This window comes from Hypericibacter adhaerens (assembly GCF_008728835.1).
Taxonomy (GTDB): Bacteria; Pseudomonadota; Alphaproteobacteria; order Dongiales; family Dongiaceae; genus Hypericibacter; species Hypericibacter adhaerens.
Window position 1 is genome coordinate 821,408 of record NZ_CP042582.1, and the last position, 20,876, is coordinate 842,283.

Below are 20,876 nucleotides of genomic sequence, written 5' to 3' on the forward strand. Positions count from 1 at the left end.
CCGCAGGGTCCATGCGCGTTGTCGCGACCACTTGTCCCCTCCCCCGGAACGGGGGGGGCGAGGGAGGGGGCTGCTCGGTCGCGCAGCCCTCACCCTAGCCCTCTCCCGCAAGCGGGAGAGGGGACAATGATGTTCGAGTCTTGATCTCATCGCTCGATTGGTCTCAAGCCGCGGGGTTGCAGTCGGGCGGCTTCCCGGGCCACCATGGCCGCCTTATCCATCTCGGGGAGAAGCATCATGGCCGGACCCACCATCCATCGTTTCGAGGCCAACGGACCGGGCGGCAAGGGGCTCGAGGATTGGGGCGACATTCCCGTGGCGTCGCTCGTCTCGGGCACGCCGCATCAGAACGGGCACAGCTACGTCAATGACGAGACGCTGGGCTTCAAGGCGGGCGTGTGGGACTGCACCGCCATGACCGGCAAGATGGAACCCTATCCCTGCCACGAGTTCATGGTCGTGCTCGAGGGCTCGGTCACCATGATCGAGGAGAACGGGCGCGAGACCACGGTCAAGGCCGGCGAGAGCTTCATCCTGCCCAAGGGTCTCGTCTGCCAGTGGAAGCAGCCGGGCTATATCCGCAAGTTCTACGTGATCTGGGACGATCCGGGCGGGGCGGCGCCGAAGGACGCGAAGGCGCTGAAGGTGCTGAAGCCCGATCCCAAGGGCAAGCTCGAGCCCGCGGCCGCCACGGCGCCCGAGCTGCTGCTCTCGGGCAATCCGGTGCAGCACAGCCACGATTGGTTCACCGACCCGACCGGCCAGTGGAGCGTCGGCGTGTGGGATTCGACCGCCTATCACCGCAAGGCGATGCCGTTCCCGCGCTACGAGCTGATGAGCCTGCTTGAGGGCGCGGTCACCATCACCGACGACAAGGGCCAGGTGCACCGCTTCAAGGCCGGCGACAGCTTCTTCATCGAGCAGGGCGCCGTCGCCGACTTCAAGACCGACGGCTATGTGCGGAAGTTCTATTGCATCTTCCAGCCGAAGAAGGCCGCGGCGAAGAGCGAAGCGGCGGAATAGCCCCTTCCTTCCGGCGTGAACCGACGAGGCCGCTTGCTGACGCAAGCGGCCTCGAGTCTTTTTACCCCTCCCCCGAACCCCCTCCCGCAAGGGGAGGGGGCGAGGTGTTTGTCATTTCCAGCCCCCTCCCCTTGCGGGAGGGGGTAGGGGGAGGGGTGCTTCAGGAAAGAGCGAGAACGTCGATCGCCAATCTCGCTCGAGCCTCCGACCGCAGAAGTGTTCAAGACCGGCCCTTTGTGCCCATGACAATTTTCCGTCGGAGCCGCGCTCCGGCGCGACGCTTTGTCCCGCGCACGGAGTTGTTACCGGCGCCGTCCCCGCTCCGCGGCTAGCCTTGGGCTCGCGGGGGTCGAGCCTGGCGGCAGCCACGAGGGTAGGAATCGATCCATGCCTGAAACGCCAACGCCGAAACGACCGAGAGACGACGAGCCACCGCCTTTGAGCCTGATCGCCGTCCTGTTGCGGCTGGGGATCATCGGGCTCGTCTCGCTCCTCGTCACCGCCGCCTTCCTCTATGCCGGCGGCTGGCTCTCGCCCGACCGGCTGACGCCGGTCAAGGTGGTCGACCGCTTCGAGCAGGTTGACGGCATCAGCGCCGGCTTCCGCCGCAACCATGCCAAGGGGCTCTGCTTCGCCGGCGTGTTCCAGAGCAACGGCCAGGGCCTGCGCGTCTCGCGCGCGAGCGTCTTCGACATGGGCGAGGTGCCCGTGGTCGGCCGCTTCGCGCTCGCGGGCGGCCAGCCCTACCTGCCGGACACGCCGCAGATGGTGCGCAGCATGGCGGTGCGCTTCATGCCGGCCGACGGCGAGGATTGGCGCACCGGCATGAACGACATTCCGGTCTTCCCGGTGAGCACGCCGGAGGCCTTCTACGAGCAGCTCGCCGTGTTCGCGCCCGATCCCGCGACCGGCAAGCCGGACCCCGCCCGGATGGCCGACTTCTTCGCCCGCCATCCCGAGAGCGCCCATGCGATCGAGCTGATCAAGGCGCGCGCGGTCTCCTCGGGCTTCCATAACGACACCTTCAACAGCCTCGATGCCTTCCGCTTCGTCGATGCCGAGGGCAAGTCGGTGGCGGTGCGCTGGTCGATGGTGCCCGATGCGCCGTTCGAGGCCGCGGCCGCGGCGCCCGGTGCGGACAAGAACTATCTCTTCGAGGATCTCATCGCCCGCATCGGGCAGCAGCCGGTACAGTTCCATCTCGTCGTGACGATCGGCCAGCCGGGCGATCCCACCAACGACGCCACCGTCGCCTGGCCGCCGGAACGCGAGCGGATCGATGTCGGCACGCTGTCGATCCACGCGGTCGAAGGCGAGGATGTCGGCGCCTGCCGCGACGTGAATTTCGATCCGCTGGTCCTGCCGGCCGGCATCGAGCCTTCCGACGATCCGCTCTTGAGCGCGCGCTCGGCCGTCTATTCGCGCTCCTTCTGGCGGCGCGCCGGCGAGAGCAAGGACCCCAGCGCCGTGACCACGCCGGCGGCAGACAAGGGCGCCTGATCGTGGCAGCGGCTCATCGGTTTCCGGCCTTCTCGCGCTTCCTGCATTGGCTGATGGCGGTCCTGGTGCTGGCGATGCTCTTCATCGGCGCCGGCATGACCGCCTCGATCGGCGATTACCACTGGCTTCTCACCATCCATCGTCCGCTCGGCCTCGCGATCCTGATCCTGGTCGCCATCCGCCTGATCAACCGGCTGCTGAACCCGCCCCCGCCGCTGCCGGCCGCCATGCCGGGCTGGCAGCGTTTCGCCGCCAAGGCCTCGCATTGGCTGCTCTATATCCTGATGTTCGCGCTCCCCATCGTCGGCTGGGCGATGCTCTCGGCCGGGCCCTATCCCGTGGTGGTGTGGGGCTCCTTCGTCCTGCCGCCGATCCTGCCGCAGGACGCCATGCTCTTCGCCACCTTGCGCGAGCTGCACCGCATCCTGGCCTATCTGCTGTTCCTCACCTTCCTCGCCCATCTGGGAGCGGCGCTCCTGCACGCCTTGATCTTTCGCGATAGCGTGTTTCAGAGCATGGCCTCCTGGCGCGCGACCCCTCCCTGGCGCTGACCCCTCCCTGGCGCTGACCCCTCCCTGGCGCTGATCCCTCCCCCTACCCCCTCCCGCAAGGGGAGGGGGCGAGATGTTTGTTGTGCCAGCCCCCTCCCCTTGCGGGAGGGGGTAGGGGGAGGGGGTGTTTCAGGTTAGATTGACGCCATCGATCTTCGGGCGCGGTCGGGGATGGCGGCAAGAATGGGTCGTCGGGCCTTCATGCTCGCTGTGGCGGGCGTTCTCTGGATTTGTCTTTTCTCCGGCCCGGCATCGGCGCAGACGCTCGACCGGATCGCGGCGGGCAACGCGGTCCATATCGGCTTCGTGCCGGGCCAGGCGCCCTTCGCCATCGAGAATGCCGGCGGCCCGCCCACCGGCTATGCGATCGATCTCTGCAATCATGTGGTCGCCAGGATCCGCGAGATCGTTCCCGGCATCGCCGTCCGCTACACCGAGATCAGCCTGGTCGATGCCTTCGACGCGGTGGCGTCGGGCAAGATCGATCTTCTCTGCGGCGCCATCACCCAGACGCTGGAGCGCCGGGAGAAGGTCGATTTCTCGCAGGCGATCTTCACGACCGGCATGACCGGCCTGCTGCGCCGCGATTCGCCGCGCGATCTCCATGAGCTGTTCCTGGGCGAGCGCAGCATCAGCCCGCCGCGCTCGCCGAGCCTCACGCCCTATCTCCGCAGCCGGATCGGGGTGCGCCAGGGCAGCACGGCCGAGACGGTGCTGCGCCAGGCCGTCGCGGAAGGCCAGTACAGCGTCGATCTCGTCGAGTTCGAAGGGCACGACCAGGGGCTGGCGGCGCTCGAAGCGCGCCGGATCGACGCCTATTGCGCCGACCAGGCGTTGCTCCTGGGCCTGCTGTCGCAGGCGCGCGATCCTGCTCGTCTGGTGGTTGGCAACCGGCTCCTGACGCGGGAGCCCTATGGGATCGCGCTCGCCAGGGGCGACAGCGATCTGCGGCTGCTGGTGGACCGCGCCCTGACCGATTTCTACGCAACCCCGGAATTCGCGGCGCTGCTCAAGACCTATTTCGGTGCGAGGGCCGGGGAGCTGCAGCCGCAGATCCGCGCCATGGCGGTTCCCGAATGAGCGGGCGGAAGAGGGAAGGCAAGCGATGAGCTCGAGCGCCCGGCAGATCGGCCTTTTCCCCGCGACCATGCTGGTGGCCGGCAACATGATCGGTGCCGGCATCTTCATGATGCCGACGGTGATGGCGAGCATCGGCGGCATCGCCTCGCTCGGCTGGCTGGTGACGGCGCCCGGCGCCTTCATCATGGGCTACATGTTCGCGAGGCTCGGGCGGGTGAGCCCCAAGGCCGGCGGACCTTACGCCTATGCGCGCGAGGCGCTCGGCGATTTCGCCGGCTTCCAGTGCAACCTGCTCTACTGGTTCTCGAACGTGGTCGCGAACATCGCGATCGCCACCTCCATGACCGGCTATATCGCCGTCTTCTTTCCGGCGCTCCGGGTGCCGCTCATCGGCGCTTGCGCCACCGTGGTCGTGGTCTGGCTCTCGGCCTTCCTCAACATGATCGGGCCGCGGCTGGTGACGCGGTTCGAGACCGTCACCACGCTGCTCGGCATCGGGCCGATCGCGCTGGTGGGGATCGGCGGCTGGCTCTTCTTCGATCCCGAGATCTTCCGCACGGGCTGGAATCCGGCGGGGCTCGGCGAGTTCCATGCGATCTCGGCCGCGGTCTCGATCATGTTCTGGTCCTTCATGGGGGTCGAGAGCGCCTCGGTCGCCGCCGCCGTCGTCAAGGACCCGGAGAAGAACATCGGCCGGGCGACGCTGCTGGGCGTGCTGATCGCGGCCCTCGTCTATGTGCTGAGCACCACCGCCATCATGGGCATCATCCCGAACGACGCGCTGCGCCATTCGACGGCGCCCTTCGCCGATGCGGCGATGCGCGCACTGGGGCCGGTCGGCGGCACGTTCATCACCCTCTGCGCCATCGTCAAGGCCTCGGGCTGCCTCGGCGGCTGGACCCTGATCAATGCCGAGACAGCGCTGGCGACCGCGAAGGACGGGCTCTTCCCCGCGATGTTCGCCCGGACCGATTCGCGCGGCGTGCCGGTGCTGGGCCTCGTCATCGTCTCCATCATCATGAGCGCCATCGTGTTCGCGACCGTGTCGCCCTCGATCGGCGAGACCTTCATGGTGCTGGCCGACATCGCCGTGCTGCTGGTGCTGACGCCCTACATCTTCGCGGCCGTCTCGATCGCCCATTACGTCCAGGCGAAGGTGGTCACGCGCTCCTTCATCTGGGTCGGCCTGATCACCATCGCCTACTGCCTCGCCGTGATCGTCGCCTCGGCCGGCACCGCCGTCGCCGTCAGCATGGCGCTGGGCCTGGCGACGGCACCGCTCTTCCGCGTCTTCCTCGCCTTCGGCGGCAACAACGGCAACGGTCCGGCGAAGCCCGTCGTGATCGATCAGGACCAGGCCCGCTCGGCGCTCTAGGTTGCAGCCGTGCCTTGCCCGATCATCGGCGGCGGCTGGGGCAGGCCGATGAGCTCTTCCGCCCAGCGCAGGCAGACCGCGAGCTGCATCCGCTGCACCCACCGGAGCCGCGGCAGGCCCGGGGGCGGCGGCAGCCAGGCCTTGTCGGCGAAATAGCCGGCGGCGAAGGCGAGGGCCACCTGCTGGTCGCGCAAGGGGAAGCGCAGATTCATCGCGCGCTCGAACAAGGCGACGGTCTCGCCGGCAGGCGGCCCGCCTTCGCCCTCGACGCTGGGGGCGAAGAAGACGGCGTCGAGCGCCACCGGTCCTGGGGTGAGATAGGACCAGTCGAGCAGCACCGGCGCGCCGTCCGGCCGGAACAGCAGATTGTCCGAGCGCAAGTCGAGGTGAATCAGCGAAACCGCGCGGTCCTCCTTCGGATGCAGCAGCGCCGGGGCGGCAGCCTGCAATTCGACCAAAGGCGGCAGGGCTCGCTCGAGCCAGGCTCTCGCCGCGGCGTGGTCCTGGAACAGCGAGAGCAGCCCTGCCTGCTCTTCGGGGGAGCGCGCCAGCAGGAGCCAGCCCGAGTCGGGATCGGTCAGATCGACGGCGAGCGAGCGGTAGGAATCGGGCCGCGACCAGCGGGCGGCTTCCGGCCGCGCGCGGTCGTAGAACGCGGCCAGCGCCGCCGCCAGCCGCGCGAGCTTGGCGCGGCTCCAGGGCAGGGCTTTTCCGGTTTCCGGGATGGCTTCGAGCAGCAGCATCGACCAGTCGCCTTCCTCGGCCGTGCCGATGAAATCCGGAGCGAGGCCGCCGAGAATGGGAAGGGCGCGGTAATTCTCGATCTCCTGCGCCAGCGACAGGCGGCCCTCGCGCGTCTGGCCCGGATGGGTCCCCTTGACGAAAAGGCGGCGTCCGTCGCCGAGCGTCAGATGGAACGAGGCCGAGGGCGAATAGCCGCCCCAGGCGATGTCGGCATTCGCGATCGGCGCCTTCGCGATGCGCTCGATCTCGGCGACCAGCGAGGCCGGCACCTCGCGCCAGCCGGGCTTGCTTTCGCGGATCGCCGGCGGCGGCTCGGTGAAGCGCCGGCTCACAAGCGCCGCCAGTCCTTCAGCACGCGCATCGCGGCGTTGCGGCCCGGCGCGCCCGAGACGCCGCCGCCGGGGTGCGCGCCGGCGCCACAGAGATAGAGCGCCTTGATCGGCGTGCGGTATTGCGCGGCGTCGGGATGGGGCCTGAGCGAGAAGATCTGACCGGGATCGAGCTGGCCGTGATAGACGTCGCCGCCGGTGAGGCCGAAGACGCGCTCGAGATCGGCGGGGCTGTAGGCGCGCCAGCCCAGCACCAGCTTGCGGAGGTTGGGGATGTAGCGCTCGGCCGTGGCGAGGATGCCCTCGACCGCCTCGGCGCGCGCGCTGTCCCAGGTGCGGCCGTTCGCCAGTTCGTAAGGATAGTGCTGCGCCAGGATCGAGAGGATATGGCAGCCCTCGGGCGCCAGGCTCGGATCGGTCGCGGTCGGGATCACCGCGTCGAGGATCGGGTCGGCCGGCAGTTCGCCGCGCTTGGCGGCGCGGAAGGCCTCGTCATAGGCGGCATAGTCCCGCACCATGCGGATGAAGGCCTTATGCTGCGGGCCGATGCCGGCGCCGGGGCGCGAGGCGAATTCCGGCACGCCCGAAAGCGCGAAATTCACGCGGAAGGAGCCCGAGGCCATGCGGTAGCTGCGGATGCCGGCGGCGAATGCCTCCGGCAGGCGCGCCTCGCCGACGAGGCCGAGAAAAGTGCGCTTGGGATCGGCGTTGGAAAGCAGGACCTTCGCGCGGATCGCCTCGCCGGTCTCGAGCGTCACGCCGATGGCGCGGCCGTCCTCGATCAGGACGGTCGCGACCGGCGCCTTCACCCGGATCTCGGCGCCGAAGGATTGGGCAGCCTTGGCCATGGCTTGCGTCACCGTGCCCATGCCGCCCTTCGGCAGGTGCCAGGCGCCGCGCTCGCCCTCGACCTCGCCGATGCCCAGATGCAGCAGGTTGATCGCCGAGCCCGGTTCGTCCAGCGCCACGAAGGCGCCGGCGGTCGCGGTCGCCGCATACATGGTCTTGACCGCGTCGCTGTCGAAATATTTCTCGAGGATCGTGCCGACTGGCGTCAGGAAGAGCTGCAGGAACTGGTGGCGCTCCTCGGGCGAGAGCCCCTTGAGGCCGCGTCCCAGCCGCCAGCCGCCGAGAAGATCGGCGAACCCGCCGCCGGAAAGCCGCGGCGGCTCGACCAGCATCTCGGCCCGCACCAGATCGCCCGCCTTGCGCAGCAGCGCGCCGAGCCGGCCCATCGCGTCCCAGTCGCGGTTGGAGAAGCGCGCCACCTCGGCGCGGTCGGCGGCCTCGCCGCCGCTCAAGAGCAGCGAGCGCCCGTCGCCGAAGGCGCCGAAGGAGCCGCCCATGCGCATCGTCTCGAAGCCGTGCTTCTTGAGCTCGAGCTCCCGGATCACCTCGGGGCGCAGCAGGCTCACCACATAGGCCGCGGCCGAGTTGCGGAAGCCCGGATGGAACTCCTCGGTCAGCACGGCGCCGCCGACCACCTCTCGGCGCTCCAGCACCAGCACGCGCCTGCCGGCCTTGGCGAGATAGCCCGCCGCGGCGAGCCCGTTATGCCCGGCCCCGATGACGATCGCGTCCCATGCTTCAGTCACGCGCGGTTCCCTTCCGAATGCGTCTCTGGCGACAATGCTCTCTTTCGTCATCCCCGCGAACGCGGGGATCCATCTTGATCCAGGTCACCAGGCTTTGACGTGGATCCCCGCGTTCGCGGGGATGACGGTAAGGGACAGCGCGAGAGAGCGTTCTCACTTCTCCCGCTCGATCTCCGCCTCGCCGCCGCGCGCGCCGATCGCGCGCCAGCCGATGTCGCGCCGGCAGAAGCCTTCCGGCCAGTCGATCTGGTCGACGGCGGCATAGGCGCGGGCCTGGGCCTCGGCCACGGACTTGCCGAGGGCGCTCACGCCCAGCACGCGGCCGCCAGTGGCCAGTACGCGCCCGTCCTTGCTGCGCTCGGTGCCGGCATGGAACACCACGACATCCTTGAGCGCAGCGGCGCGGTCGAGCCCGCGGATCTCGGTGCCCTTCTTGTAGGCGCCCGGATAGCCCTGCGCCGCCATCACCACGGTGAGCGCCGCTTCGGTCTTCCAGCGCAGATGGAACTTGGCCAGCATCCCGTCCGCGGCGGCGATCAGCGCCGGCAGGATGTCCGACATCAGCCGCAGGCAGAGCACCTGGCATTCGGGGTCGCCGAAGCGGACATTGTATTCGAGGAGCCGCGGCCCCTTGGGTCCGATCATCAGGCCGGCGAAGAGTACGCCGGTGAAAGGACGCCCCTCGGCCTCCATGGCCTTCACGGTTGGCAGGATGATCGTCCGCATCACCTGCTCGGCCATCGCGTCGGTGACGATGGGGGCCGGCGAATAGGCGCCCATGCCGCCGGTGTTGGGGCCGGTATCGCCTTCGCCCACCGTCTTGTGGTCCTGCGCCGAGGCCAGCGGCAGCGCGGTCTTGCCGTCCACCAGCGCGAAGAAGCTCGCCTCCTCGCCCGACAGGAACTCTTCCACCACGATCTCGGCGCCGGCCGTGCCGAACTCGCGCGCCACCAGCATCGACTCGATGGCCTTGTCGGCCTCCTCGAGGCTCTGCGCCACCACCACGCCCTTGCCCGCGGCGAGCCCGTCGGCCTTGACCACGATCGGCACGCCCCGCTCGCGGACATAGGCCTTGGCGGGGCCGGCCTCGGTGAAGCGCCGGAAGGCGGCGGTCGGGATGCCGTATTTGGCGCAGAGCTCCTTCATGAAGGATTTGGAGCCTTCGAGCGCCGCGGCGGGGCCGGACGGCCCGAAGGTCTTGATCCCGGCGGCGCGCAGCTTGTCGGCCAGGCCCGCCACCAGCGGCGCCTCGGGGCCGACCACGACGAAATCGATCTTCGAGTCGCGCGCGAAGCCGACCAGCTTGTCGAGCTCGTCCACCTTGATCGGCACGCATTCGGCCTCGGCCGCGATGCCGGCATTGCCCGGCGCGCAATAGAGCTTGTCGCAGAGCGGCGAGGCCGCGATCGCCCAGCACAGCGCATGCTCGCGTCCGCCCGACCCGACCACCAGGATCCGCATGCGTGTGTTCTCCTTTTCGTCGATCGCGCGCGGCTCACCCCTCCCCCTACCCCCTCCCGCAAGGGGAGGGGGCGAGATGTTTATCGTTCCAGCCCCTTCCCCTTGCGGGAGGGGGTAGGGGGAGGGGTGCCGCCGGCGCGGGTTCTTAGCATAGAATGGCCGCATGAGCGAAAGCCGGATCCCGGCGGGCGAGGCCCGCGGCCACAACCTGCCCGAATACAGCGTCTCCGAGATCAGCCGCGCCGTGAAGGCGACGCTGGAGGACAATTTCCAGCGCGTGCGCGTGCGCGGCGAGGTCTCCAAGCCCAACTATCACGGCTCGGGCCATCTCTATTTCAGCCTCAAGGACGAGGACGCCGTGATCGACGCGGTCTGCTGGCGCGGCACGGTCGGGCGCCTGCGGCTGCGAATCGAGCATGGCATGGAGGTGATCGCGACCGGGCGCATCAGTTCCTATCCCGGCAGCTCGAAATACCAGATCGTCATCGATTCGGTGGAGCTGGCGGGCGAGGGCGCGCTCTTGAAGCTCCTGGAGGAGCGGCGCAAGAAGCTCGCGGCCGAGGGGCTGTTCGACGAGGCGCGCAAGAAGAAGCTGCCGGTGCTGCCCGGCGTGATCGGCGTCATCACCTCGCCCACGGGCGCGGTCATCCGCGACATCCTCCATCGCCTCGCCGACCGCTTCCCGCGGCCGGTGCTGCTCTGGCCGGTGGCGGTGCAGGGCGAGGGGGCGGCCGAGCAGGTCGCGGCCGCGATCCGCGGCTTCAATGCGATGGCGCCCGGAGGCCCGGTGGCGCGGCCCGATCTCATCATCGTCGCGCGCGGCGGCGGCAGCCTCGAGGATCTCTGGGCCTTCAACGAGGAGATCGTGGTGCGCGCGGCCGCGGCCAGCGCCATCCCGCTGATCGCCGCGATCGGGCACGAGACCGACACCACGCTCATCGATTTCGCCGCCGACAAGCGGGCACCGACGCCCACGGCCGCGGCCGAGATGGCGGTGCCGGTGCGCGCCGAGCTCATGGCGGCCCTCGCCGAGAACGGCCATCGGCTCGCCCGTGCCATGGCGCGCGACCTGGCCCATCGCCGTACCGAGATCGAGGGCCTGGCGCGCGGCCTGCCCGAGCCGCGCCGGTTGATCGAGGACAAGACCCAGGCGCTCGACGGCTGGATCGAGCGGCTCAAGGTGGCCGAGCGCGGCTTCTTCGCCGAGCGCCAGCGCCAGGTGGCGACCTTGGCCGCGCGGCTGGTGACGCCGGCCGAGATGATCCGGCGCAAGCGCCAGGAGCTTGCGCATGGTGCCGAGGTGCTGAAGAAGGCGATGGAGGCCTTTGCCGTGAAGAAGGAGCGCGGGCTCGACCGCGTCGCGGCGGGCCTGCGGCCGGCACTGGTGGCGGCGCTGATCGAGCGGCGCAAGCTGGCGCTGGACGGGCTGGCGCGGCTGCTCGAGGGGCTCTCCTATGAAAGCGTGCTGCGGCGCGGCTTCGTGCTGGTGCGCGACATGGCGGAGCGCCCGGTGACCCAGGCGGCCGCGGTCACGGCCGGGATGAAGCTCAGCCTGACGTTCGGCGACGGCGTCATCCCCGCCATCGCCGAGGCGGCCGGCAAGCCGTCGCGCGCGGCCAAGCGTCCCGCATCGGACGACCCGGCGCCGCCGGCCCCAAAACCGAAGAAAGGCGGGCCCAAGGACGGCGGCCCGCAAGGCTCGCTGCTATGAGCGGCCGCTCCCGCCGCTTCTGGCTCAAGACGGGTGCCGCCCTCGGCGCGCTGCTGATGGCGCCATGGGCGCGCGCCCGGGCCGCGGCGCCCACGACGCTCGAAGGCCACAAGACCCAGGGCGGACTGCTGTTCGGCCATGTCGAGCCCGGAGCCCGCGTCTGGCTCGACGGCGCCGCCATCACGGTCTCGCCCGCCGGCGAATTCCTGCTCGGCTTCAATCGCGACGCGCCGCCCGATGCCAAGCTCCGCGTCGAGCATGCGGACGGCACGGTCGAGGAGCGGGTGCTCGCGATCGAGCCGCGGACCTACCAGGTGCAGAAGATCGACGGCCTGCCGCAGAACACGGTGACGCCCGACGCCGAGGAGGAGGCGAAGATCGCGGCCGACCAGGCCAAGATCAACGCCGCGCGGATTCCGCAGGCGACGGTCGCCTGGTATGCCGGCGGCTTCGACTGGCCGGCGCTGGGGCCGATCTCGGGCGTCTATGGCTCGGTCCGGATCCTGAACGGCGTGCCGCGGCAGCCGCATGTCGGGGTCGATATCGCGGCCCCCGAAGGCACGCCGATCAGGAGTCCCGCCGATGGCATCGTGCGGCTGGCGGAGACCGGCATGCTGCTCACCGGCGGCACCGTCATCATCGACCACGGCCAGGGCCTGACCTCGATCCTGATCCATATGTCGGCGGTGCTGGTCCATCCCGGCCTCTTCGTCTCCAAGGGGACCGTCATCGGCCGCATCGGCCATACCGGGCGCGCCACCGGCCCCCATGTCCATTGGGGCATGAACTGGCGCGATGTCCGCCTCGACCCGCAGCTCCTGGTGCCGCCCATGCCGGCGGAATACGCCACCGTGAAGAAACCGGCCGCGACGGGCGAGTGAGGCGCGGCGCTTGTGACGTCAGACATCGCGTGTGCGGCACCCCTCCCCCTACCCCCTCCCGCAAGGGGAGGGGGCGTGATGTGTGTTGTTCCGGCCCCCTCCCCTTAGGGGGTAGGGGGAGGGGCCGCGCGATCTATCGTCGAGACTCTCGATGCCTGCTACCGCGCCAGCAGCCGTTGCAGCAGCGCGTCGAACGCCGCCTCGTCCTCGAAGCGCAGGACGATGTCGAGCGGGGTGACGCCGCCGCGCTGATCGGGCTTGAGCCGCAGCCAGTCCTTGCGGGTCGTCAGCAGCCGCGCGTTCGCCCGCTCGGCCTCGGCGCGCAGTTCGGCGAGGTCCTTGTCGCTGTAGCGATGATGATCGGGGAAGGCCTTGCCGCCGGCGACATCGAGGCCGAGGCCGCGGATCGTGCGGCGGAACTTCTCGGGCGAGCCCAGCCCGCAGAAGGCGTACCAGCGCTTGCCCTTGAGCGTCTCGCCCTGGATCGGCTCGAGGGTCGCGGCGAAGCGCGGCAGCGCGGCGGGCAGGCGGCGCGCGGCCTCGGCTTCGTCGGCGCCGACGATGACGACGGCCTGGCAGCGCTGGGCGGCCCTCCCGACCGGTTCTCGCAGCGGTCCCGCCGGCAGGAGCCAGCCATTGCCGAAGCCGGTGATGCCGTCGACCGTGAGGATCGAGGCGGTCTTGGCGAGGGTCGGGTTCTGCAGCCCGTCATCGAGCAGCACCAGATCGGCCCCTTCCTGGGCGGCCGCCTCGATGCCGGCGAGGCGGTCGCGCGCGACCCAGACGGGGGCGGCCTGCGTCAGCAGCAGCGCCTCGTCGCCGACCTCGCTCGCCAGATGGCGGGCCGGATCGACGCGCAAGGGGCCGCGCTCGTTGCCGCCATACCCGCGGCTGACGATGTGAAGCTTGCGGCCCTGCTGGCGCAGCTGCCGGGCGATGGCGAAGGCGAGCGGCGTCTTGCCCGCCCCGCCCACGCTGGCGGCGCCGATGCAGAGGACGGGAACCGAGGCGCGGCGCGGCCGCGCCATCGCCGCCCGCAGCAGGAATCCCAGCCGGTAGAGCAGCGCCATCGGCGACAGCAGCAGCGCCATGATGCCGACGGAGCGGCGATTCCAGAATTCAGGTGCCCGCATGAAACCTCCCCGCGGCGGCGAGGGCCTCCGTGACCGGCGCCAGCGCCGCCAGCGTCCGGTCGAGGACGGCCGCCTCGCCCCGCGCAAAACGTTGAGCCGCCTGTCCCAGTTCCCCGCGCGCGGCGGGATCGGCCAGCAGGGCCATGGTGGCCCCGGCCAAGGACGGCGCGTCGGGCAGGAGGCGACAACCGCCGGCGGCGGCCAGGCGGGCATAGAGATCCGCGAAATTGTCGAGATGCGGTCCGGTCAGGATCGCGCGGCCGAGCCAGGCCGGCTCGATCGGGTTATGGCCGCCCTTCGGGGCGAGCGAGCCGCCCATGATCACGATGTCGGCCAGGCGGAACCAGAGCCCCATCTCGCCGAGGCTGTCGGCCAGATAGGCGCCGTCCTCCGATCCCGGCAGGTCGCCCTGCGAGCGGCGCTTGAGTGCGTGGCCCTCCGCCATTGCGGGACGCAGCGCCTCGGCGATCGCGTCGGCGCGCGCCGGATGGCGCGGCGCCAGCAGCAGCAGCGGGCGCTGCGCCTCGCTCAGAAGCGGCGCCAGCGCCAAGGTCAGGAGACGTTCCTCGGGTTCGTGGCTGCTGGCCAGCAGGACGACCTTGCGCCCCTGGCAGGCGGCCCTGAAGCGCGCCAGCTCGGCCTCGTCGCAGGCCGGCACGGGTGCCGCGGCCTTGAGATTGCCGGTCGCGACGGCATTGGCGGCACCCAGATCCACGAAGCGGTCGCGCTGCGTCTCGTCGATCGCGGCGATCACGGCGAAGGAGCGCAGGATCTCGCCGGCGAAGCCCGGCAGATGGCGCCAGCGCCGGAAGGATTTCTCGGAGAGCCTCCCGTTCACCAGCGCCAGCTTCAGATGCCGCTGCCGTGCCGCGAACAGGAGGTTGGGCCAGAGCTCGGAATCGGCGATGAGGCCGGCATCGGGACGCCAATGATCGAAGAACGCCTCGACCCAGGCCCGACGGTCGAGCGGCAGATATTGCTGGACGGCACCCTCGGGCAAGGTCTTCGCCAGCAGGATCGCGGCGGCGGAGGTGCCGCAGGTGACGAGGAGCTGCAATCCCGGGCATTGCCGGCGCAGCGGCGCGATCAGCGGCAGCAGCGAGCCCGTCTCGCCGATGCTGGCGCCATGCAGCCAGAGCAGCGCCCCCGGCGGCCGAGCGATCCGGCTTTGGCCGCGCCGTTCCGCGAGGCGGTCCGCATCCTCCTTGCCGCGCGCGGCGCGGCGCTCGAGATGGCGCTCGAGCCAGGGACCCGCCAGATCGGTGGCCAGCCCGTAGAGCCGTTTCATCATCGGACGGCGCCCTCGAGAGCGGCGGGCTCGATCGGGGCATGGCCCATGCGCCGGTCGCAATCGGCGGAAAGCTCGTTGAGGCTGCGCTCCAGCGCCATGCGCGACGCCTCGATGGCGCCCGCATCCGCCTCGCGGGGCACCGAGATCGGCGCGCCGATGCGATAGAGCCCGCGGCCGAAGGGCAGCGGCAGCAGGAAGCGGTCCCAGGATCCCAGCACGCGCCGGCGGCTGGTGGCCACGCTCGCGGGCAGGATCGGCACGCCGGTCAAGGCTGCGAGCTGGACGATGCCGGACGCCGCCCGCATGCGCGGTCCCTGCGGCCCATCCGGTGCCATCGCCACGATCCCGCCCGCATTGAGCTGCGTGCGGCAGCGCAAGCTGGCGGCCTCGCCGCCGCGCGTGCGGGAACCGTCGATGGCGGCCAGGCCCAGATGGCGCAGGGTGCGGGCGACCAGCCTGCCGTCGCGATGGGTCGAGACCAGCACGGAAGCCGAGCGCGCTTCGCGGTGGCAGAGCGGCATCATCGCGAGCCTTCCATGCCAGAAGCAGAAGATCAGCGGCTTGCCCTCGGCCCGAAGCGCCTCCAACGCCTCGAATCCTTCGCGCTGCCAGCGCGTCGTCCCGCCGACGATGCGCAGATAGAGGGCGATCAGGAACGCCAGCAGCGACTGGACGGGCCCCGAAGCCAGCAGCCGGCGCGACAGCCGCATCGCCTCAGGCCTGGCGCCGGCGCTCGGCAGGCGGGGCCTCGACCGGGATGTCGGCGCTCGCTTCGCCGTCGCCCGGGCCGTCCCGGAACTGGAGCGCATGCAGGCGGGCATAGGTGCCATTGAGCGCCAGCAATTCCGGATGCGGACCCCTCTCCACCACGCGGCCCTGCTCCAGCACATAGATGCAGTCCGCGGCCGCGACCGTGGCGAGGCGGTGGGCGATCACCAGCGTGGTCCGCCCGCGCATGAGGCGCGCCAGCGCGGTCTGCACCGCGCGCTCGCTCTCGGGATCGAGGTTCGAGGTCGCCTCGTCGAGCAGCAGGATCGGCGCGTTGCGCAGCATGGCGCGCGCGATGGCGATGCGCTGGCGCTGGCCGCCCGAGAGCTTGGCGCCGCGCGGACCCACCATCATGTCGAGCCCTTGCGGCAGCGCCTCGATGAAATCCCAGGCCTGGGCCGCCTTCGCCGCCTCGATCACCTCGGCCTCGGTGGCCTCGGGCCTTCCATAGAGGATGTTGGCGCGGATGCTGTCGTCGAACAGCAGCACGTCCTGGCTCACCAGCGCGATCGAGCGGCGCAGCGAGGCCAGCGTCAGCTCGCGGACATCCTGCCCGTCCACCAGCACGCGGCCCGATTGCGGATCGAAGAAACGCGGGATCAGGTTGAAGACGGTCGATTTGCCGGCGCCCGACGGCCCCACCAGCGCCACGGTGGCGCCGGCCGGCACGTCGATATCGACGCCGTCGAGCGCCGGCGCCGCGTCCGCCCCGCCATAGGCGAAGCTCACCCGCTCGAGCCGGATCGCACCGCCCCGCATCGCGAGCGCCTTGGCGCCCGGCCGGTCGGTGACGCCGGGCTCCATGTCGATCAGCGCGAAGATGCGGTCGGCGGCGCCCAGTCCCGCCTGCATCGCGGCATTGACGTTGGCGAGGCGCTTCAGCGGCTCGTAGGCCAGCAGCACGGCGGTGATGAAGGAGAAGAAGGCGCCGGGCGATCGGGCGCCTTCCACCACCTGATGGCCGCCATAGAGCATGACGGCGACGATGGCGGCCCCGCCCAGGAGCTCCATCACCGGCTGGAGCGCCGAACGGGTGCGCCCCGATTTGAGCTGCAGCCGGAACAGCCGGTCGACCGCGGCATCGGCGCGCGCGGTCTCGGCCGCCTCCATGCCATAGGCCTTCACCTGGCGGGCGCCGTGGAAGACCTCGTCGAGCAGCGTCGCGAGCCCGCCGGTCTCCTGCTGCGTGCCCTTGGCCAGCCGGCGCACGCGCCTTCCGACCCGCGCGATCGGCAACACGGCCACCGGAATGACGATGAAGGCGATCAGCGCCAGGAACCAGTCCTGATAGAACATGACCGCCACGAGCCCCACCAGCGTCAGGGCATCCTTGCCGATGTTGGTGAGCAGCGTGGAGAGCGCGTCGCGGAGCTGCGCACAGTCGTTGATCACGCGCGAGACGAGGTCGCCCGGCGCCCGGTCATGGAAGAAGACGAGGTCGGCGCCCACCACATGGCGGAACAGGCGCTTCTGCAGCCCGCAGACGATGGCGAGGCCCATGCGGATCATCAGCACCGACTGGCCGTAGGAGGCGAAGCCCTTGACCGCGAAGATCGCGAAGGTGCCGATCGCCACCGCCCGCAGCGCCGCGAGATCCCGCTCGCCGAAGACGCGGTCGAGGATGGGCTGCATCTGCCAGGCCAGCGCCGCGGTCGCGGCCGAGACGATCGCCATGCAGATCAGCGCCGCCGCCAGGCGCGGCAGCTCGGGCCTGACATGGTCGGCCAGGAGCCGGCGCATCGGCGGGACGCGGGTGCCGGGGCGCGGGGCTGGCGGTTGGGGCGGAGGGCTGCTCGTCATGCGGCCGGAAGGATAGCACGGCAGGCGCGAATCTACCGACAAGCCGTTGCCGGTCAAGGGCTTCGGCTGAAAGTGAAGGCGCGGCCGCCTTGCCCGGCTCTCTTTCCCTCCCCCTCGAGGGGGAGGGGAAAGGTTTCAGGCCGAGAGCTCCGGCTTGCCGCTTGCGGGCGATCCTTTGCCCGCACCGGATTTGATCGGCGCCAGCAGGGACAGGAACTCCTGCGCCGAGCGCTCCCAGGAGAAGCGCATCGCATAGTCGCGGCAATGGGCGGGGTCGATCTTCCGGGCGGCCGCGATGGCCTTGCCCAGATCCTCGTCGAGCACACCGGCGCCGCTGTCGCCGATCACCTCGTTCGGGCCCGTGACCGGATAGGCGGCGACGGGGAGGCCCGAGGCCATGGCCTCCATCATCACCAGCCCCAGCGTGTCGGTGCGGCTGGGGAAGACGAAGACATCCGACGCCGCGTAATGCTGCGCCAGTTCCTCGCCCTGCTTCGTCCCGACGAAATGGGCATCGGGGAACTGCTTCTGCAGCCGGGCGCGCTCCGGCCCGTCGCCGACCACGAGCTTGCTGCCCGGCAGGTCGAGCTTGAGGAAGGCCTCCAGATTCTTCTCGATTGTGACCCGTCCGACATTGAGATGGATCGGGCGCGGCAGGTCGAGGAAGCCCTTGTCGCGCGGCCGGAACAGCGCCGTGTCCGTTCCCACCTGCCAGAGCTTGAGGTTGCGGCCGACCTTGAGCGCCTTGAGCTCGGCGATGATGCCTTCGCTCGGCACCATCACGCAGCGCGAGACGGAATGAAACGCCCGCAGCGTCGCGTAGGTCGTCTCGAGCGGCACGCCGAAACGCGCCTTCAGATATTCCGGCGAGCGGGTCCAGAAGGCGGTGGTGAAGGGGATGCGCTTCGCGCCGAGAAGATTGCGGGCGGCGACGCCGACGGGCCCCGCGGTCGCGATATGGATCGCATTCGGCCGCGCATTCGCCATCAGCGGACCGATGGTCTTCTCCGGCTGCACCGCCACCCGCACCTCGGGATCGCCGGGAAAGGGTACCATCTTGAAATGCTTCGGTCCGATCACCCTGACCTTGTGGCCGAGCGGCACCAGATGACGGCTGACCTGATCGATCATCTGCACCGTGCCGTTGACGGTCGGATGCCAGAGGTCGGTCACGATCAGGATGCGCAAGATGACACTCTCGGGATGCGGGACGGCGGCATCATAGACGGGCAGGCCCGTGGCTGCCATGGCCGGGCCATCCTGCTATGCGAACCTTACTTGAAGCTTGCGGGCAGGTTGCGAAATCGTCAGGCGGGCCCGATGCGGGCCTGCGGCCTACAGCAGGGCGGGATCGAGGGTGAAAAGCTCGTCCGCCCGCCCGACGCCGCGCAGGGCGTAGCGGCCGACGCAGACGAGCTTGGCGCGGTCGGATTCGGGCGCCGCGGCGGTGAAGGCGGCCGACACCAGCATGCTGCGATCGGCCGAGCGGCACATCGAGGCGATGCGGCTGACCTCGTTGACGGCGGGCCCGACCACGGTGAAGTCCAGCCGGTTCTCGCTGCCGATATTGCCGTAGAACACGTCGCCGATATGAAGGCCGAGATAGACCGAGGTCACCGGGCGGTTCTCGGCGGTGCGGCGTCGGTTCAGCTCGGCGATCTTGCCCCGCAGGATCGCCTCGGCGCGAAGCGCGCTGCGGCAGGCCTCGGCCGGATCCGAGGCATTGAAGATGGCGAGCGTCCCGTCGCCGATCAGCTTCAGCACATCGCCGCCCGCCTCGTGGACCGCGGAGATGACGAGATCGGCATAGTCGTTGAGGAACGGGATGATCTGGTCGGGTTCGGCGCTGTCGGCGATCGAGGTGTAGTTGTGAAGGTCGGAATACCAGAGAACGGCGTTGATCCAGTCGGCGACCCCGCGCGAGATGCGCCCCCTCAAGACCCGCTGGCCGGCATCGCGGCCGAGATAGACCTCGACCAGCGTGCCGGCGATGCGCGCCAACGAGGCGGACTTGATCGCAAGCGCCAGCGCCGGAACCAGGCGGCGCAGGGCCGCGAGATCGCCGTCCGTGAAACCGTCGGGGCGGCGCGTCACCCAGGAGGAATAGACGCAGTCCATGCCGCCGATCTGGTGATCGCGGTCGAGCCGGTGAACCAGGGCGACATAGTCGGTATGCCCCTCCGCCTTGAGTTCATCGAGCATGGAGAAATCGATCGGATCGCCATGGCCGATCCGGCGGCGGATCTCGTTGGCGCCGACGGTCAGGAGATGATTGAACGGGGATCGCTGCCAGGTCTCGGCGGCCGGCCCCTCGTTGGTGGGCCCGTACTCGATGATGGGCTTCTCCTCCTGGCCGTCGTCGCGCCAGCGGAACCCCCGACCCTCATAGATCGGATGCAGCGTGTCGATGACCGCGATGCTGCGCGAGAGCGCGAGGCCGGCCGCCCGGCAGCGCTCGCAGAAACCCTCGAGCAGCTTGATCTCGGCCTTCCCGGCCAGGCCGGCGGCGACAAGCCAGGTTTCGATCTGATCGATGTCCTGCGGATTCATGCCCCCATTTTCCGCCATCGCCGCCGGACGGCCAGGGAAAATTCTGTTGCCCCGGTCTCTTTCCCTCAGGGCCGGTGGGGAAAGGGCGTCAGGAGCTCACGGAACCGCCGGGCCGATTCGGCCCAGGAGAAGGTCAGGGCATGGGCGCGAGCCCGTTCGCGGGGGACCGCGAGGGCGGCCTTGACGGCACGGCCCAGATCCTCGTCGAGCGCACCGGCGCCGCTGCCGGCGAGGATGTCCTTGGGGCCGGGCACCGGATAGGCTGCGACCGGCAGGCCCGAGGCCAGGGCCTCCAGGATGACCAGGCCGAAGGTATCGGTCCGGCCGGGAAAGACGAAGACATCGGCGTCGGCATAGAACCGGGCCAGCGCCTCGCCTTCCTGGGTCCCCGGAAACAGCACCCCCGGATAGGCGCGCTTGTATTCCTCGAGCAGGGGGCCGTCGCCGATCATGATCTTGCTGCCGGGCAGGTCGAGATCGAGGAAGGCCTCGAGGTTCTTCTCGGCCGAGATCCGGGCGACGCAGAGATGGATCGGCCGCTCCAGGTCGGACGCGCCGCGCCGGCCCGGATGGAACAGCTCGGTATCGACGCCGAAGGGCCAGACCTGGAGGTTCCGGAAGCCCTTCGCCCGCAGCTCTGCGGCGATGCTTTCGGCCGGAACGAGAACGCGGGCCGAAGGCACATGAAACTGGCGCAATTTGGCGTAGAGCGTCTCGGGCTCCGCGCCAGACCGTTCTTGCGCGAATTCGGGCAGCTTCGTCATGTAAGAGCTGGTGAAGGGGTGGCGCGTCTTGAGGCACCAGCCCCTTGCCGCGAAACCCACGGTCCCCTCGGTCGCAATATGGAGGGCTTCCGGTGCGAATCCGTCGATCATCGGCCCGATGCTGTCCACGGCATTGGCGGCGAGTGAAATCGAGGGGTCGAACGAGGACCGGGCCAGCTTGAAACGGTCGGGGCCTATCACCTCGACCTTGTCGCCTTGCCGGACGAGCTCCGCGGCCAGCTTGTGCAGCATCCGCTCGACGCCGTGGCGCAGCGGCAGCCAGAGATCCGTGGCGATGAGGATGCGCAAAGGGGCCAGCC

General features: G+C 69.9%; 17 protein-coding genes. 7 read left to right on the forward strand and 10 right to left on the reverse strand.

Annotated features, from left to right (window positions below; translation table 11 throughout):
• Window positions 1-237 precede the first annotated feature (237 nt).
• The 5 genes from FRZ61_RS03665 to FRZ61_RS03685 all read left to right on the forward strand — a co-directional run bounded on the left by FRZ61_RS03665 (window position 238) and on the right by FRZ61_RS03685 (window position 5,529).
• On the forward strand, window positions 238-1,023 hold the full coding sequence (locus FRZ61_RS03665) for a cupin domain-containing protein (protein WP_191909280.1): 786 nt from the start codon (window positions 238-240) through the stop codon (window positions 1,021-1,023).
• Window positions 1,024-1,410: 387 nt separating this feature from the next.
• The gene (locus FRZ61_RS03670) at window positions 1,411-2,523 is read left to right on the forward strand and encodes a catalase family peroxidase (RefSeq protein ID WP_151115032.1); all 1,113 of its coding nucleotides are present in this window, start codon (window positions 1,411-1,413) and stop codon (window positions 2,521-2,523) included.
• A 2-nt stretch (window positions 2,524-2,525) separates the two neighbouring features.
• The gene (locus FRZ61_RS03675) at window positions 2,526-3,074 is read left to right on the forward strand and encodes a cytochrome b (protein WP_225309095.1); all 549 of its coding nucleotides are present in this window, start codon (window positions 2,526-2,528) and stop codon (window positions 3,072-3,074) included.
• Between the two features lie 183 nt (window positions 3,075-3,257).
• On the forward strand, window positions 3,258-4,154 hold the full coding sequence (locus tag FRZ61_RS03680; protein ID WP_151115033.1) for an amino acid ABC transporter substrate-binding protein: 897 nt from the start codon (window positions 3,258-3,260) through the stop codon (window positions 4,152-4,154).
• Window positions 4,155-4,179: 25 nt separating this feature from the next.
• Window positions 4,180-5,529, forward strand: coding sequence for an amino acid permease (locus FRZ61_RS03685; protein ID WP_151115034.1), 1,350 nt, complete (start codon window positions 4,180-4,182; stop codon window positions 5,527-5,529).
• Here the strand turns inward: FRZ61_RS03685 and FRZ61_RS03690 are convergent.
• The 3 genes from FRZ61_RS03690 to purD all read right to left on the reverse strand — a co-directional run bounded on the left by FRZ61_RS03690 (window position 5,526) and on the right by purD (window position 9,658).
• Window positions 5,526-6,605 carry a phosphotransferase gene (locus FRZ61_RS03690; RefSeq protein ID WP_191909281.1) on the reverse strand — a complete coding sequence of 360 codons (1,080 nt, stop codon included), beginning with the start codon at window positions 6,603-6,605 and terminating at the stop codon, window positions 5,526-5,528. The genes FRZ61_RS03685 and FRZ61_RS03690 overlap by 4 nt on opposite strands.
• The gene (locus FRZ61_RS03695; RefSeq protein WP_191909282.1) at window positions 6,602-8,197 is read right to left on the reverse strand and encodes a phytoene desaturase family protein; all 1,596 of its coding nucleotides are present in this window, start codon (window positions 8,195-8,197) and stop codon (window positions 6,602-6,604) included. The genes FRZ61_RS03690 and FRZ61_RS03695 overlap by 4 nt, the downstream gene beginning before the upstream one ends.
• A gap of 153 nt (window positions 8,198-8,350) precedes the next feature.
• A complete protein-coding gene (gene purD / locus FRZ61_RS03700) occupies window positions 8,351-9,658 on the reverse strand; it encodes a phosphoribosylamine--glycine ligase (RefSeq protein ID WP_151115037.1) in 1,308 nt (435 codons plus the stop codon).
• A gap of 163 nt (window positions 9,659-9,821) precedes the next feature.
• Here purD and xseA point away from each other — a divergent pair, with 163 nt between their 5' ends.
• Together xseA and FRZ61_RS03710 are read left to right on the forward strand one after the other, a co-directional pair.
• Window positions 9,822-11,369, forward strand: coding sequence for an exodeoxyribonuclease VII large subunit (xseA, locus tag FRZ61_RS03705; protein ID WP_151115038.1), 1,548 nt, complete (start codon window positions 9,822-9,824; stop codon window positions 11,367-11,369).
• Window positions 11,366-12,250 (forward strand): M23 family metallopeptidase, encoded by an 885-nt coding sequence (locus FRZ61_RS03710; protein ID WP_151115039.1) that lies wholly within the window; start codon window positions 11,366-11,368, stop codon window positions 12,248-12,250. The genes xseA and FRZ61_RS03710 overlap by 4 nt, the downstream gene beginning before the upstream one ends.
• 158 nt (window positions 12,251-12,408) lie before the next feature.
• Here FRZ61_RS03710 and lpxK read toward each other — a convergent pair whose 3' ends face one another.
• The 7 genes from lpxK to FRZ61_RS03745 all read right to left on the reverse strand — a co-directional run bounded on the left by lpxK (window position 12,409) and on the right by FRZ61_RS03745 (window position 20,865).
• Window positions 12,409-13,383: a tetraacyldisaccharide 4'-kinase gene (lpxK, locus tag FRZ61_RS03715; RefSeq protein WP_151115040.1), complete on the reverse strand. Its 975-nt coding sequence runs from the start codon at window positions 13,381-13,383 to the stop codon at window positions 12,409-12,411.
• Window positions 13,370-14,674: a 3-deoxy-D-manno-octulosonic acid transferase gene (locus FRZ61_RS03720; protein ID WP_151115041.1), complete on the reverse strand. Its 1,305-nt coding sequence runs from the start codon at window positions 14,672-14,674 to the stop codon at window positions 13,370-13,372. The genes lpxK and FRZ61_RS03720 overlap by 14 nt, the downstream gene beginning before the upstream one ends.
• Entirely contained in the window at window positions 14,671-15,384 is a 714-nt protein-coding gene (locus tag FRZ61_RS03725; RefSeq protein ID WP_191909283.1) for a lysophospholipid acyltransferase family protein, read from the reverse strand. The genes FRZ61_RS03720 and FRZ61_RS03725 overlap by 4 nt, the downstream gene beginning before the upstream one ends.
• 4 nt (window positions 15,385-15,388) lie before the next feature.
• Window positions 15,389-17,182: an ABC transporter ATP-binding protein gene (locus tag FRZ61_RS03730; protein ID WP_225309096.1), complete on the reverse strand. Its 1,794-nt coding sequence runs from the start codon at window positions 17,180-17,182 to the stop codon at window positions 15,389-15,391.
• 195 nt (window positions 17,183-17,377) lie between these two features.
• The gene (locus FRZ61_RS03735) at window positions 17,378-18,490 is read right to left on the reverse strand and encodes a glycosyltransferase family 4 protein (protein ID WP_318526361.1); all 1,113 of its coding nucleotides are present in this window, start codon (window positions 18,488-18,490) and stop codon (window positions 17,378-17,380) included.
• A gap of 87 nt (window positions 18,491-18,577) precedes the next feature.
• A complete protein-coding gene (locus FRZ61_RS03740; protein ID WP_151115044.1) occupies window positions 18,578-19,792 on the reverse strand; it encodes an adenylate/guanylate cyclase domain-containing protein in 1,215 nt (404 codons plus the stop codon).
• Between the two features lie 65 nt (window positions 19,793-19,857).
• Window positions 19,858-20,865 carry a glycosyltransferase family 4 protein gene (locus FRZ61_RS03745; RefSeq protein ID WP_151115045.1) on the reverse strand — a complete coding sequence of 336 codons (1,008 nt, stop codon included), beginning with the start codon at window positions 20,863-20,865 and terminating at the stop codon, window positions 19,858-19,860.
• Between the last annotated feature and the right edge of the window lie 11 nt (window positions 20,866-20,876).